This is a genomic window from Kitasatospora sp. NPDC059673 (genome assembly GCF_042734215.1).
GTDB lineage: Bacteria > Actinomycetota > Actinomycetes > Streptomycetales > Streptomycetaceae > Kitasatospora.
The window spans coordinates 357,528-373,446 of record NZ_JBHWEN010000002.1 but is presented as its reverse complement, the minus strand read 5'-3'; the positions used below and the strand labels follow the sequence as shown (position 1 = coordinate 373,446).

Here is a 15,919-nt window from a genome sequence, read left to right as displayed (position 1 = left end):
ATGGCCGTCAACCTGGTAAACCCGAGTGGATTGCCCAAGATCGATGTCTACCGGCAGGTGTCGATCGCAACTGGGTCGAAGCTGGTCTTCATCGCCGGGCAAGTCGCCTGGGATGCCGAGGGGATCACGGTCGGCGAAGGCGACCTCGCCGCGCAGGTCGAGCAGTGCTACCTCAACATCGGCACCGCTTTGGCCGAGGCTGGCGGCTCCTTCGACGACGTGGCGAAACTGACCTTCTACGTCGTCGACTGGACCCCCGACAAGATGCCGCCGCTGCTCGAGGGGATCTCCCGGGCGGCCGCAAAGCTGGGCACCACCCCGGTCCCGCCGGCCACGCTGCTGGGCGTTGCGGCACTGGACGTTCCCGACCATCTGGTCGAGATCGAAGCCACCGCGGTCCTCGACTGAACAGATGCCCTTTGCCCGCTGAGCACCGAAGTGGCCAGCTGCGGTGCTCAGTTGCCAACCAGCGTGCTCGGCACATCATGTCTGGTTCGCGGCTTGCCGGTGGTAGTGGCCGGCTCGGGACCGAGCCTGGTGACGTCGCCGCCAGTCGGACCAGCCGATCCGGTGGGCGGCGTCGTGCACGGGGCGCACGACCGGGGCGACGAACAGGCGCTGGATCTCATGGCAGGTGAGCGGTATCAGCTCCTCCGGAGCGGGGTGCCGGGCGTGCTCGTCGGCACGGACGACAGCGAGGAACCCTTCCCGCCATCGAGCGGGATCCATGCTGTGACCTGCGGCCACCGTCTCATCGTCAGTCCACACGACTCACGATGATCAACGGTGGCCGTATCCGTCCCCGCGCCGGCCCTAACCAGCAAGATCACGATCTACAGCTGGAGTATTAGGACGGGATTTCAACGCGGGTGAGCGCACGGTGGTCGCGGCGTGCAGCACTTCAAGCGGTGCCGGCGGGTGCCTGCCGGCCGTTTTGGACGGCTGGACCGGGGCAGCCGCGGAGCGTGCACGTGGCATCGACCGAATCCTTCGCGACCCGCAGTGGGCAGTTGGCGCGGCAGGTGATGGCGGCGCTCTCCGCCGCAGGGCACACCGTGTCGGCCGCCGAGTCGCTGACCGGTGGGCTGCTGTCCGTGGCGCTGGCGGACGCGCCCGGGGCGGGGAAGGCGTTCCGGGGCGGCGTCGTCGCCTACACCACCGGGATGAAGCGCGAGCTGCTCGGCGTGGACCCGGACCTGCTGCGGGCGGAAGGCCCGGTGGACCCGCAGGTTGCCGCTGCGATGGCGCGTGGTGTTCGACGGGTCTGCGGCACCACGTACGGCCTGGCGACGACCGGCGCTGCCGGGCCGGCCCCGCACGGCGGCGCCGAGCCGGGCACTGTCTTCGTGGCACTGGCCACGCCCACGCTCACCCTGGTCGATCGGCCTGCGGCGGTCTCCGGCGACCGCCACGCCGTCCAGGCGAACACGGTTCGTGCGGTGCTCGAACTGTTCCACCGCACTCTGCGCCCACCCGCCGACGATGGGGGCCGTATCTGCGGGGGCGGCGATGACGATGAGGCTGCGGACCAGTGACCCGCATCGACCCGGCTGGCGGAGGGTCCGGCACGGGCGGGGATTCGGGTACCGCGACGTCGACGGTGCGGTGATCCGCGATCCCGAGGTGCGGCGGCGACTTGCCGCGCTAGCCATCCCGCCTGCCTGGAACGATGTGTGGATCTGCCCCGACCCGCGCGGACACCTGCAGGCGGTCGGCACCGATGCGGCCGGACATCGGCAGTACCTCTACCACCCGCAGTTCCGGGAACAGCAGGAGGCAGCGAAGCACGCCCACGTGCTGGCGGTCGCGGAGTGCCTGCCGAAGGTACGGGTCAGGGTGGCGGACGATCTCGGGCGGCGCGGCCTGTCCCGGACCAGGGTGCTGGCGGCGGCCGCGCGCCTGCTCGATCTGGGAATGTTCCGGGCCGGGTCGGCGAGCTACGCGGCGGAGAACGACAGCTACGGGCTGACCACGCTGCTGCGCGCGCAGGTGGCGGTGCGTGGGGAGCGGATCAGGTTCGCCTACCCGGCCAAGTCCGGACGGCGGCGTGAACTGACCGTCATCGACCGGGAGTGCGCGGCCGTGGTCCGCGCCCTGCTGCGGCGGAACGAGCCCGAGCCGGCCCTGTGGGCTTCCTGGACCGGTGGCCGGTGGCAGCAGGTGGATGCGGACGCACTCAACGCGTATCTGCGGGAGGCTTCGGGGACGGACCTGACGGCCAAGGACCATCGCACCTGGCACGCGACTGTGCTCGCCGCCGTCGGCCTGGCGGTGTCCTGGCCGCAGGCCGCGTGTTCGTCGGCGGCACGTCGGCGGGCCGCTGCGCGGGTGGTGCGGGAGGTGGCCGGGTATCTGGGCAACACCCCGGCGGTCTGCCGGGCCTCGTACCTGAACCCGAAGCTGTTCGAGTGCTTCGAGCGCGGTGTCACGGTGGCCGACGCCCTGCCCGAGCTGGCGGCCGGCGGTCCGCCGCCGGGGCCCGGACTGCCTGGGATCGGGAAGGACGTCGAGCGGGCCATCGCCCGGATGCTCACCGAGTGAGTGAGACGCCACGCTCCGGGTGAACTCACAGGTGTGCGCGCTGTTCGCGACCGCGCCAAGGATCTTCCCGACGGCGGGCCTACCGGGAAGCCGGCGGTACCGGAGTGGAAGAAGACGGAGGCTCGGAGCGGGAGCGACCGTGCCAGCGGTGGCTGGTGTCGCACAGCGGGTAGTGGCGGCTGCGACGGCAGGTGCAGACGGCCACCACCGGGCGGTCGCAGTACAGCGTGCTGCCGTCGGGCAGCAGCAGCTCCACCGGTCCGTCGATCAGCAGGGGGCCGCGCTCAGTCAGGCGCACTCGTGAGGCAGGTGGGTCGTCGTCAGGGGCGGACACTGCGTATCACCGCCAACCCCTCGGTGCGAACGCCTGGTTCGACCAGCCCGTTCGCCTCGAACCACTGCGCCCGGGAGGTCATCACCGGGCCGAAGTCCTGCGACTTCCGCGCTGTGATGTCGGGTCCTGCGACTTCCGCGCTGTGATGTCGGTGTGCAGGCCGGCGGAGCGCAAGCGTCGGACGGTGGCGTCGGGATCGGCCAGTGAGGACCGAACGAGGAGCAGCACTCCGCCGGGATCGAACAGCTGGGCGTGCGCCCGCTCCGGCCGGCCCGCGCCGTACTCGTCGTACTGCACGGCGACCAGCGCGGCTTTCGCCGGGTTCGGCAGCCGCGGTACCGCCCACATCTGGGGGTCTGCCTCTTTCAGGTGGTACAGCGATCGGTGGGCCAGGTACTCGCCGGCCTGCGTCCTGGTCCCGCGCGCCAGCAGGTGGTGCGAGGGCCCGTCGCCGTCCGGCGGGTCGACCAGCAGGCCCGCCAGCACCTCGGCGAGCGGCGCCGGCCGCCCGACCTCGCGGCGCAGCGCGGCGAGGAAGACCGCCTCCAGCTCGGCGCGCAGGGCAAGCAGTTCCGGTGACCACTCCCAGCCGTCATCGACGCCCGCGAAGCCCCGGTAGTGCAGCTCATAGCAGACGTACAGGGCGAGTTGGAGGCCGTCCCCCCAGGGATCGCCGACCGGTGCCGACGAAGGCAACGCGTACCGGCCGGAGCCGCCCAGGGCAGCCAGAACGGCTGCGGAGAGGGGGCCGCGCGGGGCCGGCAGCGGCGGTGCGGTCGGCGGGGGAGGGGCAGTCACGGCGGGTCTCCCTCCGAACGCAGTTCCAGGACATGGCCTTTGGGGCCGCCGCCGGCTACCTGGCCGCCGCCCGCGCCTCCGACCGGCTCGAACAGGACCTCGGCCGACTGCCCGACACTGCCGAACTCGGCGAGATGCCTACGGCAGGGGCACGGCGTGCAGGCAGGGGTCGGACGTCCCGTCCGGGAGCGGGCAGCACGATCGCCACATCGCCGTCGATCTCCACCCGCAGGTCGCCGGCGGAACTTTCCCAGACGAGTCGCCCGTCAGGCCCGACCGCATCGGTGGAGTGAACGATGACCACGGTTGGTGGTGCATGGCGGCCGACGGCGCCGGGCAGAGTCACCGCGTACCGGCGAGTGGGGTCCATGGTGGTCGACCTCCATGGGATTCCCCCGCATGGGTGCGGCAGGCGTCTCTCGCCCGTCGCGGCTCTCGTCGTTCGAGCGGGCGCGGGCGTACGACGGCCTGCGGTCCACCCTCCTCTTGCGCGGATCACGGCGACAGGCAAGCGGCTCAGGGACGGAACACCACCTTCACCGCGCCGTCCCGCTTCTGCTGGAACATCTCGTACCCCGCCGGTGCCTCGTCCAACGGCAGGTGGTGGGTGGCGAACGTGTCGACGCCCAGCGGGTCCGCGTCGGTGAGCAACGGCAGCAGGTCGTCCGTCCAGCGGCGGACGTTGGCCTGGCCCATCCGCAGCTGGATCTGTTTGTCGAACATGGTGAGCAGCGGGAGGGGGTCGGTCATGCCGCCGTAGACGCCGACCACCGAGATGGTGCCGCCGCGGCGGACCAGTTCGATGGCCAGGTGCAGGGCCTGCAGGCGGTCCACGCCGGCCCGCTGCATCAGCGCCCGGGCGAGCGCGTCCGGCAGCAGGCCGGTGGCGCGCTGCGCGGCGGCTGCGCCGGGGGAGCCGTGCGCCTCCATGCCGACCGCGTCGATCACGCTGTCCGGGCCGAGGCCGTCGGTCAGGTCGAGAACGGTCTCGGGCAGTGCGTCGGGCAGGTCGTTCAGGTCGAGGACGACGGCGCCGCGGTCCCGGGCGCGCTCCAGCCGCTCGGGCACCAGGTCCACGCCGATCACCTGCCTGACGCCGTGGCGCAGCAAGGCGATGCGCACGCACATGTCGCCGATCGGGCCGAGCCCGAGCACCAGCAGCGTGCCGCCGTCCGGGACGTCCGCGTACTCGACGGCCTGCCAGGCCGTCGGCAGCACGTCCGACAGGAACACGAACCGGTCGTCAGGCGGCCCGTCCGGCACCTTCACCGGCAGCGTGTCGCCGAACGGAACGCGCAGCAACTCGGCCTGACCGCCCGGTACTTGACCGTAGAGCTTGGTGTAGCCGAACAGTGCCGCGCCGCTGCCGTACTCGCGCACCTGGGTGGTCTCGCACTGCGAGTGCAGGCCGTCCGCGCACATCCGGCAGGTGCCGCAGCTGACATTGAACGGCACCACCACTCGGTCGCCCGGACTCAGCGTGCGGACCGCCAAGCCCGTCTCCCGGACGGTGCCCATCGCCTCGTGCCCGAGGATGTCGCCCGGGTCCAGGAACGGCCCGAGAACCTCGTACAGATGCAGGTCGGAGCCGCACAGGCCGGTCGACGTCACCTCCACCAGCACATCCGACGGATCCTCGATCTGCGGGTCGGGCACCTCCTCGACCCGCACGTCCCGCCTGCCCTGCCAGGTCACCGCGCGCATCGCGCACTCCTTCCGCCGGTCGTCTCCGCCCGGGGTCCGCCGGGCCCGACCCCGCGTCTGCCCGGGACGACCGCACCCCAAGCGGGCCATGGGCGGTTTCCGGAAGCGGGCGACGGGCAGGCGCGCCGCATTGACCAGTCGCAGGCTCCCGTGGTGGAAGCGCTTTCCGCACTGCACGCCAACCCGCTCGTCGCGTTCACCCCACCCGGCCACAAGCAGGGCCGCGGCGCCGACCCCAGGGTGCTGGACGTCCTCGGCGCGGACGTGTTCCGCTCCGACGTGCCCGCGACGGGAGGCCTCGACGACCGCACGACGGCCTGCACGTCCACGGCCGCGACGACTTCTGCGGACCCGGACTCGCCGCCGACCTCGACCCCCTGCAGGTCATCATCGACATCAGCGCCCTCGGCACCACTGGCTACCGGGCCGGCGACTGGCTGCGCTCCCACCGCCAGATCACCGCCCACGTGTGCGACCACCGCCGGATCAGCGCCCAACTCACCCACGCCGACGACGCCACCACCACCGGCGCCCTGCTCGGCGCCCTCGAAGAACTCGTCGAACACGCAGATGAGTTGACCCCGGCCCGGCAGGTGGAGGTGCCGTCGCCCGCAGAACTGCGCCTGGAACAGGCCCGGTTGCCGCGCGACGCGTTCTTCGGTCCGCTGTTCCCAGGTCGGCCCGGAGCGCCGTCAAGAGCCTTGCGCCCCGGGCTCGTTGGTATGCCTCGCGGCCCGGTCCGCCAGGGCGGTCAGGGCCGGGACGAGGCGGCCGGTGCGGCGGGCGGCGTCTTGGCCCGGGCAGTTGTGATCCGGATCCGGGCCGGGGCCCGGAAGGAGGCGGGCGGTGAAGGCCAGGGCGCGGCCGGCGGTGGCCGGGGCGAGGGCCTGGATGCGGGTGGCGAGCTTGGCCGCGGGGGTGAGGGTGAGCTCGGCCCGGCCGGACTCGGTGGCGCGGACGATCCGCCGCGCCGCGCGGCCCGCGTCCATCGAGAGCAGCGGTGCGCCGGACGCGGTGGCGAACCAGGAGTACTCGTGCCGGGCCCGGCCCGAGAACTGCGCGGCCAAGTGGGAGCCTGTCCGCATCAACCCCGGTGTCACAGTGGTGACTTGGATGCCGCTTCCGGAGAGTTCCACCCGCAGACCGCGGGACAGCGCGGCGAGTGCGGCCTTGGCCGTGTTGTACGGCAGCAGGTGCGGGGCCGGGACGGGGCCGCCGATCGAGGCGATCGTCACCAGCGAGCCGGCGCCGCGGTCCCGCATGCCCGGCAGGACGGCCAGGATCAGCTCCAGCGGGGCGCGGACCATGGTGTCCCAGGCGCGGCGGAAGTCCGCCGCGTCCATGGCCGCCAGCGGGCCGACCTGGATCACCCCGGCATTGTTGACCAGCACGTCCACCGGGCCGAGCCGGGCGGTCACCCGCTCGACCAGTTCGTCCGGTGCGCCGGGCGCGGTCAGGTCGCACTCGACTGCCGCGTACCGGGTGGTCAGCCGCGCCAACCGCTGCTCGGCGACCAACAGCTGCTGCCCGTCCCGGGCGCACACCGCCACCTGGCAGCCGCGCCGGACCAGTTCTTCGGCGACCAGCAGGCCGAGCCCGCGCGAGCCGCCCGTCACCAGTGCCGTCTTCCCCTCCAGCTCCACCCGTGCCACGGCTGCCACCTCTCCTTCGCAGAGTTCTGCCGTTTCGCTGTGCGGCGCGCCTGCCCGGGCCGGGCCGGACAAAAACAGATCCGACCAGCCGACGAGGGAACAGCTGTACAACGGGGCCAAGCACCGCAACGTTCACGGCCACTCGATGACGAACAAGTGTCCGCCAAGTGTCCGCTCGTCCTTGGATCGGTCACCGGCGGCAACGCGGGCATCGGGTACTTCGTCGCCGAGCAGCTCGCGGGCGCCGGGGCCACGGTCGTTCTCGGTAGCCGCGACGCGGCGAAGGCCGAAGCCGCGATCGCCTCCATCGGCTCGCGCGTGCCCGGCGCCAAGGTGAGGTACGTGCCGATGGACCTGGCCGATCTCGCTTTCAGTGGAGGCCTCCGTCGACGCGCTCGGGCTGGACCGCCTGGACGCGGTCGTCCACAACGCGGGCGTGGCGCTCGACCACCCGCCACGTCGCGAGACCAGGGCCGGCCACGAGCTGATGTTCGCGACCAACCACCTGGGCCACTTCGCCCTGACCCACTACCTGACGCCCCTGCTCGCGGCGACCCCGGGGAGCCGGATCGTCACGACCGGCAGCTTCGCCGCCAAGTCCGAATCCCTGGACCCCGACGACCTGAGGAGCAGCTACGACTACTGGCCCAAGCGTGCCTACGCACGCTCCAAGCTGGCCCAGATGCTCTTCGCCGTCGAACTCGACCGCCGCCTGCGTGCCGCCGGCAGCACGACGACGAGCGTGCTCGTCCACCCCGGCGGCGCACTCGACGCCCTCACCCCCGCGCGCCCGCCGCTCCATGCCAGGACCATCGGCGAGCGGCTGCGCCACCTGCCGCTCGGCCTTGTCGCGAGGCGGCCCGTTCGACGTAGGCCGCGGTGCAGGTGGCCGCGAGTCTCTGACTGGCCATCAAGTAATTGATCCTCCAGCGGACAGAACAGCTCGTCGGATCGTTCGAGGACCTGGACGCGTCGGCGGAGATCACGCCATGGAAGCGTCCGGACCCGGGGCCGTGGCTGACCGATCGGCAGGGCGAGTGGGACGCGATGGTGTGGGCGAAGGTCGACCGGGCGTTCAGGTGGGCGAAGGAGTTCGCGGACGTCGCGCATTGGACGGAGGAGAACCGGCGAAGAAATCGGGTCGGTCCTGGGCGTTCGGCGACATGCGCTCACCTCTTGACAGGCACTGCCGATGCTGGATTACTTGGCCGAAATCGAGACTGTAACCGAATGTTCGGTCGGGCGACAAGAGTGGTGAAATGCATATGAATCGACCACCCGACGGCACGGTCGCGGCAGGACCCGCCCAGCTGATGTTCGCCGCGGACACGGCGTCCCGGAGCCTGGGAATTCAACTCCTGGCCGCCGGCGACGGAACGGCCTCGGCGACCATGACGGTGACCCCGCAGATGGTCAACGGCCACGGCATCGCGCACGGCGGATACCTGTTCCTGCTGGCCGACACCACCTTCGCCTGCGCCTGCAACAGCCACGGTCCGGTCACCGTCGCGGCGGGCGCCGACATCACCTTCGTCGCCCCGGCACGCGAAGGCGACCTGCTCGTGGCGACGGCACACGAGCGCACCAGATTCGGCCGCAGCGGCATCTACGACATCACCGTCCTGCGCGGCGACGAGGTGATCGCGGAGTTCCGCGGCCGCAGCCGCAGCCTCAAGGATGTGAAGGAGACACGATGAGCACGACCACCGGCACGACGCGTTCCGTCGGCGGGCCCCGGCGGCTGGGCGACGCACTCCCGAGCGGTCTGCGGGACGAGGGCGAGCGCCTGGACCCCGAGGAGCTGAAGGCACTCCAGCTCACCCGGCTCCGGAGCACCCTGGAACACGCCTACCGGAACGTCGATTTCTACCGCCGTAAGTTCGACGAGGCCGGCGTCCGGCCCGAGGACTGCCGCACACTCGCCGACCTCGTCCGCTTCCCGTTCACCACCAAGGCCGACCTGCGCGACAACTACCCCTTCGGCATGTTCGCCGTCCCGAGGGAGGAGGTCCGCCGGATCCACGCCTCCAGCGGCACCACCGGCCGCCCCACCGTGGTCGGCTACACCGCGAACGACCTGTCGATGTGGGCGGACATGGTGGCCCGGTGCATCCGCGGGGCCGGCGGCCGCCCCGGCGACATCCTGCACAACTCCTACGGCTACGGACTGTTCACCGGTGGCCTCGGCGCCCACTACGGCGCCGAACGCGCGGGCTGCACCGTCATACCGGCTTCGGGCGGCATGACCGCCCGCCAGGTCCAGATCATCCAGGACTTCCGGCCCAGGATCATCATGGTCACCCCCTCCTACATGCTGACGCTCCTCGACGAGTTCGAGCGCCAGGGCATCGACCCGCGCACCAGCTCCCTGGAGATCGGCATCTTCGGCGCCGAGCCGTGGACCGAGGAGATGCGCCGTGAGATCGAGGAGCGCCTGGACATCCACGCCGTCGACATCTACGGCCTGTCCGAGGTGATCGGCCCGGGGGTGGCCGGCGAGTGCGTCGAGACCAAGGACGGCCTCCACATCTGGGAGGACCACTTCTACCCCGAGGTGGTCGACCCCCTCTCCGACGAGGCGCTGCCCGAAGGCGACAGCGGCGAGCTGGTCTTCACCTCCCTCACCAAGGAGGCCCTGCCGATCATCCGCTACCGCACCCGCGACCTCACCCGGCTGCTGCCCGGCACCGCGCGGCCCGCCTTCCGCCGCATGGAGAAGGTTACCGGCCGCTGCGACGACATGATCATCTTGCGCGGCGTCAACGTCTTCCCCACCCAGATCGAGGAGATCGTCCTGCGCATCCCCGCCCTCGCCCCGCACTTCCAGCTGGAACTGACCCGGCGCGGACGCATGGACCACATGACCGTGCGTGTCGAAGCACGGCCGGACGCGACCGCCGACGAGCGCGGGGCCGCCGCCGCAGCCCTCGCCAAGGGCGTCAAGGACGGCGTCGGCATGACCGTCGGCGTTGATGTCGTCGACCAGGACACCCTGGAACGCTCGCTCGGCAAGCTGCGCCGGGTCGTCGATTCGCGGAAGTCGTGATCACACGTCTGGGACCCTGATGGCATGACCCGTCCTCCGTCCGACGGCGTCCCCCGGCCCGGCGCCCCCGTCCCCGACCGGACCCCCGCCGAGGCCCGGCGACGGGGCCCGCCGAGTCGCTCGGCGGGGCGCGGGCCGCACCCTGTGCTGGGCGCCTTGACACCCGACCCCGCCGAGCTGAGGACTCAGCCCGGCGGAGCCACCGGAAGCGTTCGGGTGGCTCCGCCGGGCCGTGGGGCTCAGCTGGTCTGGATCGCGGTGTCGTCGATCACGAAGCTGGTCTGCAGCGAGGCGTCCTCGACGGCGTTGAACTTCACCGTCACCGACTGGCCGGCGTAGGCCGACAGGTCGATGGTCTTCTGGGTGTAGCCGGTGTTCTTGTCGAGGTTGGAGTACGTGGCGACCGAGGTGCCGTTCGCCGTGACGGTGAGCTTGTCGTACGCGCTCGACGTGGTGGTCTCGGCGGTGTCGATGTGGAGCCAGAAGCTCAGCGACGCCTTGCAGCCGGTCGGGATGGTGACGGTCTGCTGGATGCTGTCGGTGTGGGCGGAGCCGTAGCCGTCCATCCAGGCCTTCCAGGAACCGCCGTGCGCGGCCTGCGAGGTGGAGTTGTCGACCACACCGGAGGTGGTGGTCCACGGGGCGGCGGTGCCGGTCTCGAAGCCGGGGTTGCCGAGCAGCTGCGCCGGGGTGCAGGTGCCCTGGTTCGTGGTGACCGTCCAGGAGAACGTGGTGGAGGCGGTCTTGTTGGCCGCGTCCTTGACGGTGACGGTCACCGAGGAGCCGCCCGCAGTGGTGGGGGTCCCGCTGATCAGACCGGTGGAGGCGTTGATCGACAGGCCGGCGGGCAGGCCGGTGGCCGAGTAGCTCAGCGGGGCGGTGCCGCCGGACGCCTGGATCTGCAGGCTGACCGAACCGTTGACCACGGTGGACTGGTTGCCCGGGTTGGTCACCGACACGGCCGCGCCGGCCGGCTTGGTCAGCAGGCAGCCGCCGACGTTCAGGTCGATCACCCGGCCGGTGCCCAGGCAGGTGGTGAACCAGTAGGTCTCCTCACCGTAGCTCTGGCCCTTGGTGACGGTCGTGGTGCCGTCCGCGGCCACCTCGCACGGGTTGTTCAGGGTGCACATCGCGCCGTCGTCGTTGCCGGTGTTGTTGATGCCGACGACCTTCCTGCTGGCGGCGTCGACGATGGGCGAACCGGACGTGCCGTGCGTGGTGTTGCAGCCCGTGCTGTAGCGCAGCGAGTCGTGCCAGGTCCACTGGTCCTCGCGCAGGGTTCCGACGAACCCGTTGATCGAGCAGTTCCACACCTGCTTCCAGTACGAGGACGGTATGTACATCGCCGACCCGTCGACCGGATGGGTGTCGCTGATCGTCAGCGCCGTCGCCCCGTACTTGGAGGTGATGGCGGCGAAGGTGTCGGTGAGCTGGTACAGCGCGACGTCGGTGCCGGTCATCGTCGCGTACAGCACCTTGTCCGCCTGGACGGTGCCGAGCGAGGTGCCGGCGGAGTCGAGCAGCGTGCCGCTGCGGCTGGCGCTCGCGTTCTGGATGACCTGGCCGGCCGACGGCATGGTCGGCAGGCAGTGGCCGTTGGTCAGCATCATCGCCCGGTCGGTGTCCACCGAGCTCGGGTAGCGGACCAGCGAGGCGGAGCAGTTGCTCAGCGCGATCGTGGAGGTCAGGTCGCCCGCCTGAACGGCCTGCGCGGGAGCGGCACCGAAGGTCAGGGCACCCGCGACGACCGCGACCGCGCCGAGCGCGGCGGCGAATCTCTTGAACATGGCTCTCCTTGTGGGGGATTGCGGACGTGCGACCGGGGTGGTGCACGTCCGCGCCGCACGAAAATGCCATGGTCACTTCAATGCGGTCAACCATGTCGACGGAAATCGCAATCGAAGCCCTCCGCAGAAGCCCCCGTCGGGGCGCGCTTCTGACGCACCGTCAAATCGCATATGACCGAAACCCGTTCGTCGCCGATGGGCTGCGCACCTTGGCCCTCGCTCCGGGGATAGGAGTTGCCCGGTGGCGATCAGGGCGAGGCGTGAGAAGAGAGTGCCGGAGAATCCGAAGAAGTCGACGGAGCGTCCGACCACCACTGCCACCCTGAAGGCCGACGCGCCCGTCGGCGGTGGAGACGAGCCGGTCGGCTACGGAGACCGCGCCCGTCGGTGGTGAGGATCAGGGCGCGGCCGCCGTCGGCTCCGTCTCGACGTTGACAACTCGATTCGCCCCGCCCGATCGACGGCTGGTCCCTCCCACCTCCGAACGGGGGCGACCTGCGAACCGTGCTTTGCGGTCCAAGGAGGGGCCAGAACACTCTGGGGCTCCGCGCCGAGCAGGTGCGGCAGTGACCTGGGAGGATTCAGCGGATGCTTCATCTTCCGCTGGTGGTACGGGAGTCAGGCGATGTCGAAGACGGCCGTGACGGGCGCGTGGTCCGACCAGCGCTCCGCGTGGGTGGCGGCGCGTTCGACGCGGGCCTCGACGGAGCGGGCGGCGAGGTCGGGGGTGGCCATCAAGTAGTCGATCCTCCAGCGGAACGACGCGTTTTCCAAAAGGTCCACCCGTTCGAGTGGGGGTGGTTCGTGTGCGTTCGCTGGCATGGGTGGAGGGGGCTACCCCGTGGGCAGCACGACGCTGGCGCCGGTTCGGGCAGTGGTCGGTTCGCGCGTATCGGACACGCACGGGAACGAGGGCAAGGTGTCTCACCTGGTCCAGGCCGAGTCGGCTACCAGGCATGCGGTCTCGAAGGAGTGGGAGATTGTCGGGTCGTTCGAGGATCTGGACGTCTCCGCGGAGATCACGCCATGGAAGCGTCCGGACCTGGGCCCCTGGCTGACCGATCGGCAGGGCGAGTGGGACGCGATGGTGTGGGCCAAGGTTGACCGGGCGTTCCGGTCGGCCAAGGACTGCGCGGACGTGGCGCACTGGGCGGAGGAGAACCACAAGGTCCTGGTCTTCACCGACGACGGCATCACCCTGGACTACCGCAAGGGGAGGGAGAGCTCGTTCGGGAACGAGCTGGCCAAGGTGTTCCTGATGCTGGCCTCGATCTTCGCGGAGACGGAGCTCAAGCGCATCAAGGCGCGCGTCACCGCCGCCCACAAGCACCTCCGGAAGACGGACCGCTGGGCCGGCGGGCAGCCGCCGTACGGTTACCGGATCGTGGACCGGCCCGGCGGCGGGCGGACGCTGGAGCCGGACCCGGTCACCTCCGAGGCGGTCCGGTACATGGGCAAGCTGCTGCTGGAGGGTCAGAGCCAGTGGATGATCGCCACGGCCCTGGAAGCCGCCGGCTTCGACACCCCCGCCACCCACGTGTTCAAGAACCAGGGCGAGACGTACTCGAGCAAGCGCAAGACACCGCCGTCGAACCACTGGAACGCCTCCAGCATCGGCAAGATCCTCCGCTCACCGGCCACGATGGGCCTCAAGCTGATCGGCCGCTCCGTCAAGGCCCGCAAGCTCGCCCGCGACGCGAAGGGCCTGCCGATCCGGATCGCGAAGCCCCTCTTCACGGACGAGGAGTGGGCGGCGATCCAGGCCGCGATGGACGAGCGGTCAGTGACCAGGGAACGCGCGAACGGGGCCGCGCCGTGGCTGGGTGTGGTGCACTGCGACCGGTGCGGGGACCGGCTCTACCGGCAGGAGAACCATGCCCGCAACGGCCGGATCTACGAGTACTACCGGTGTGTGAGGAAGACAGGCAAGCCCGCCTGCCGCGGCCAGTCCGTCAAGGGGGAGCGGGTCACCACCGCGGTCGCCGCACTGGTCGACCGCCTGGCCGGCGTGGCGATGACGGTCCGCAAGTTCATCCCCGGTGAGGACCACACTGAACAGCTGAACCACGTTGCCCAGGCCATGCAGGACCTCCGCTCGGAGAAGCGGCGCGGTCTGTACGACTACCCCGGTGGCGACGACGAGTACTCCGAAGCCCTCGAAGTCCTCGTCGACGAACGCCGACGCCTCGCCGCCCTCCCACAGCGACCCGCCGCCTGGGTCGACGTCGAAACCGGCGAAACCTTCGTCGATGTCTGGACCCGAGCCGACCAGGAGCACCGCCGCCAGCTGCTGATTGGCCTCAAGGCTCGCCTCTACATGGCACCGGCGGTCGAAGGCTGGTACCTCCCCTCTGAGCTCGCGGCAAGAGTGCGGCCCGTTGTCGGAGGTGGGGGAGGCGTGGCTCTTCCGGAGCAGGTGCGGCCCAGCGGCCCCGATCTACGCGGTGCGCGGGGGAAGAGCTCAAGCGGCGATCAGCTCCTTCCGTAGGTCTTCGGGGAAGAGAAAGCTGAGGGAGTTCCGGCAGATGTAGGCCCTCACCTTGGACTTCAGGAGGAGTTGGCGCTGACCAGCGATATCGCTACTGGCCCACTCCGAAGCGAAGGTAGACCCGGTGGGGAGCAATGTCCGTGGGCTCACGCGTGCTGCTTGCGCAGCGGCCTTGCGGCGTTCTGCCAGCCCGTTGATACGGCGAAGGTACTCCTCCCTTCCGCCCTCGTACTCGTAGAGGCCCATGTCCTTCTCGGCCCGGATATCCCTCATCGCCCTGGATATGGATTCGACCGTCTGGCCGTTATTCAGAGGAGCATCGGATGGTACCGGCTCGACGACCTGTACGGTCGAGAACAAATGTGTCACGATGGCGTTGAACTGCTCTTCGACGAAGTCCATGGGGGCGGCAGTGCTGCACCGCTTCACGGAACTGCCGGCGGTGACGCCACATCGGTAATACCCGTACTCGGTTCCTCCCACCCGGGTTATCCAGCGGTAAGCCATATGTCCACATTTGGCGCAGAAGGCCGAGCCGAGATACGGATAGGACTCGTTCACCCGCTTCTTTCGATTGGGACGCGCTGCCCCGAGAACCGCTTGAAGGAGTTGCCATTCATCCGGAGTGAGGATCGCGTCAGCGGCCCGAACGGGCTCTCCTTGTGCGTCGTAGACAATCCTATGGAAGCCGGTGGACCCGCCGGTCATCTTCAGGCCGAGGCACGCAGGTGAGGTGAGAATCTTCCCGATCGACGCAGGATTCCATCGGGCCGGGGTGACGGCCCGGCCGTTCTGCAGCCGGATCCAGTTCCGCGGTGTCGGCACTTCTCGCTGGCTCAGCCTGCGGGCTATCTCGCTCTGTGACACCCCGGTGATGGCCCAGCAGTACATCTCCCGGACGATGGCGGACGTCACCGGGTCTATCTCAAGAACCTTCCCGCCACTGTCCAGCGGGACGACCCGGTACCCGTAGGGCGGTCGGCCGCCAGCCCAGCGACGTGTCCCCTTGAGGAAGCGGTGGGCGTCCGTGACGCGGGCGGAGATCTTCCTTGCCTCCATACGGGCGAATACGGAAGCCATATAGGCCATCGCCTCTCCGAGATCGCTGGAGAGGTCGAATGTGTCATCGACAAAAATGAGGTTCTTGCGATGCTTATCGCACCAGCGGATCATGTCGGAAAGGTCGGCCGGACTTCGGACGATTCGATCCAGTTTCCAGAAGATCATGACGTCGAACTCGTGGTGGCGATTCTTCATCCAATCGCCTAGTTGCGGCCGATCGATTGGCCGGAACTTCGTGGCGGAGACGTCCAGGTCCTCGGCGTAGCCGACGATTTCGTAGTCTTTCATCTGGGCCATAAGGCGGCCCTTTTCGCGCTGGCGTGCCGGCGACGTACTTTCATCGGTGGCTACCGAGAGCCGAACTCCGATCAGGGCGCGCTTGCGCGGTTCCATGCTGCATTCCACCAATGCGAACGACTGAGATGCACACCGATCGGTGGCAAATGCTGAGTGTTCGCGGCGGATGGCTCGACGTGTCGAGCCGATCTTGTGCTATGGGAGTCGTCG

12 protein-coding genes and 6 pseudogenes are annotated in these 15,919 nt (G+C 69.9%); 8 read left to right on the top strand and 10 right to left on the bottom strand.

The window, feature by feature from the left end; translation table 11 throughout:
* Positions 1–408: a RidA family protein gene (locus ACFV18_RS04055; protein ID WP_266571041.1), complete on the top strand. Its 408-nt coding sequence runs from the start codon at positions 1–3 to the stop codon at positions 406–408.
* 75 nt (positions 409–483) lie between these two features.
* Here ACFV18_RS04055 and ACFV18_RS04050 read toward each other — a convergent pair.
* A pseudogene (locus ACFV18_RS04050) lies at positions 484–702 on the bottom strand (IS701 family transposase); the annotation flags it as partial.
* 269 nt (positions 703–971) lie between these two features.
* Here ACFV18_RS04050 and ACFV18_RS04045 point away from each other — a divergent pair.
* Both ACFV18_RS04045 and ACFV18_RS04040 read left to right on the top strand, forming a co-directional pair.
* Positions 972–1,535, top strand: a complete 564-nt coding sequence (locus ACFV18_RS04045; RefSeq protein WP_380478938.1) for a CinA family protein — start codon at positions 972–974, stop codon at positions 1,533–1,535.
* Positions 1,483–2,541 (top strand): DNA topoisomerase IB, encoded by a 1,059-nt coding sequence (locus tag ACFV18_RS04040; protein WP_380478936.1) that lies wholly within the window; start codon positions 1,483–1,485, stop codon positions 2,539–2,541. Before ACFV18_RS04045 ends, ACFV18_RS04040 begins: the two co-directional genes overlap by 53 nt.
* Before the next feature lie 79 nt (positions 2,542–2,620).
* Here the strand turns inward: ACFV18_RS04040 and ACFV18_RS04035 are convergent, their stop codons facing one another.
* From ACFV18_RS04035 to ACFV18_RS04020, 4 genes are all read right to left on the bottom strand, one after another.
* On the bottom strand, positions 2,621–2,839 hold the full coding sequence (locus tag ACFV18_RS04035; protein WP_380478935.1) for a CDGSH iron-sulfur domain-containing protein: 219 nt from the start codon (positions 2,837–2,839) through the stop codon (positions 2,621–2,623).
* Positions 2,840–2,956: 117 nt separating this feature from the next.
* Positions 2,957–3,673 carry an iron-containing redox enzyme family protein gene (locus tag ACFV18_RS04030; protein WP_380478933.1) on the bottom strand — a complete coding sequence of 239 codons (717 nt, stop codon included), beginning with the start codon at positions 3,671–3,673 and terminating at the stop codon, positions 2,957–2,959.
* A 55-nt stretch (positions 3,674–3,728) separates the two neighbouring features.
* Positions 3,729–4,043, bottom strand: coding sequence for a DUF6296 family protein (locus ACFV18_RS04025; protein ID WP_380478931.1), 315 nt, complete (start codon positions 4,041–4,043; stop codon positions 3,729–3,731).
* Positions 4,044–4,189: 146 nt separating this feature from the next.
* A complete protein-coding gene (locus tag ACFV18_RS04020) occupies positions 4,190–5,377 on the bottom strand; it encodes an alcohol dehydrogenase catalytic domain-containing protein (RefSeq protein WP_380478929.1) in 1,188 nt (395 codons plus the stop codon).
* A gap of 311 nt (positions 5,378–5,688) precedes the next feature.
* Between ACFV18_RS04020 and ACFV18_RS04015 the strand changes: the two are divergent.
* Positions 5,689–6,042: pseudogene (locus ACFV18_RS04015) on the top strand (ornithine decarboxylase); the annotation flags it as partial.
* A gap of 27 nt (positions 6,043–6,069) precedes the next feature.
* Here ACFV18_RS04015 and ACFV18_RS04010 read toward each other — a convergent pair.
* Entirely contained in the window at positions 6,070–7,038 is a 969-nt protein-coding gene (locus tag ACFV18_RS04010; RefSeq protein ID WP_380478927.1) for an SDR family NAD(P)-dependent oxidoreductase, read from the bottom strand.
* Between the two features lie 147 nt (positions 7,039–7,185).
* On the opposite strand from ACFV18_RS04010, the pseudogene ACFV18_RS04005 reads away from it, so the two are divergent.
* From ACFV18_RS04005 to paaK, 3 genes and pseudogenes are all read left to right on the top strand, one after another.
* Positions 7,186–7,927: pseudogene (locus ACFV18_RS04005) on the top strand (SDR family NAD(P)-dependent oxidoreductase); the annotation flags it as partial.
* Between the two features lie 367 nt (positions 7,928–8,294).
* On the top strand, positions 8,295–8,726 hold the full coding sequence (gene paaI / locus ACFV18_RS04000; RefSeq protein ID WP_380478925.1) for a hydroxyphenylacetyl-CoA thioesterase PaaI: 432 nt from the start codon (positions 8,295–8,297) through the stop codon (positions 8,724–8,726).
* Positions 8,723–10,075 (top strand): phenylacetate--CoA ligase PaaK, encoded by a 1,353-nt coding sequence (gene paaK / locus ACFV18_RS03995; protein ID WP_380478923.1) that lies wholly within the window; start codon positions 8,723–8,725, stop codon positions 10,073–10,075. The genes paaI and paaK overlap by 4 nt, the downstream gene beginning before the upstream one ends.
* A gap of 239 nt (positions 10,076–10,314) precedes the next feature.
* Here the strand turns inward: paaK and ACFV18_RS03990 are convergent.
* From ACFV18_RS03990 to ACFV18_RS03980, 3 pseudogenes are all read right to left on the bottom strand, one after another.
* Positions 10,315–11,043, bottom strand: a pseudogene (locus tag ACFV18_RS03990) (putative Ig domain-containing protein); the annotation flags it as partial.
* 201 nt (positions 11,044–11,244) lie between these two features.
* Positions 11,245–11,682: pseudogene (locus ACFV18_RS03985) on the bottom strand (serine protease); the annotation flags it as partial.
* 798 nt (positions 11,683–12,480) lie between these two features.
* Positions 12,481–12,615 (bottom strand): annotated as a pseudogene (locus tag ACFV18_RS03980) (exodeoxyribonuclease III); the annotation flags it as partial.
* 67 nt (positions 12,616–12,682) lie between these two features.
* Here ACFV18_RS03980 and ACFV18_RS03975 point away from each other — a divergent pair.
* Entirely contained in the window at positions 12,683–14,350 is a 1,668-nt protein-coding gene (locus ACFV18_RS03975; protein ID WP_380478921.1) for a recombinase family protein, read from the top strand.
* On the opposite strand, the gene ACFV18_RS03970 is transcribed toward ACFV18_RS03975, so the two are convergent.
* The gene (locus ACFV18_RS03970; RefSeq protein WP_380478919.1) at positions 14,324–15,805 is read right to left on the bottom strand and encodes a recombinase family protein; all 1,482 of its coding nucleotides are present in this window, start codon (positions 15,803–15,805) and stop codon (positions 14,324–14,326) included. The genes ACFV18_RS03975 and ACFV18_RS03970 overlap by 27 nt on opposite strands.
* Positions 15,806–15,919 lie beyond the last annotated feature (114 nt).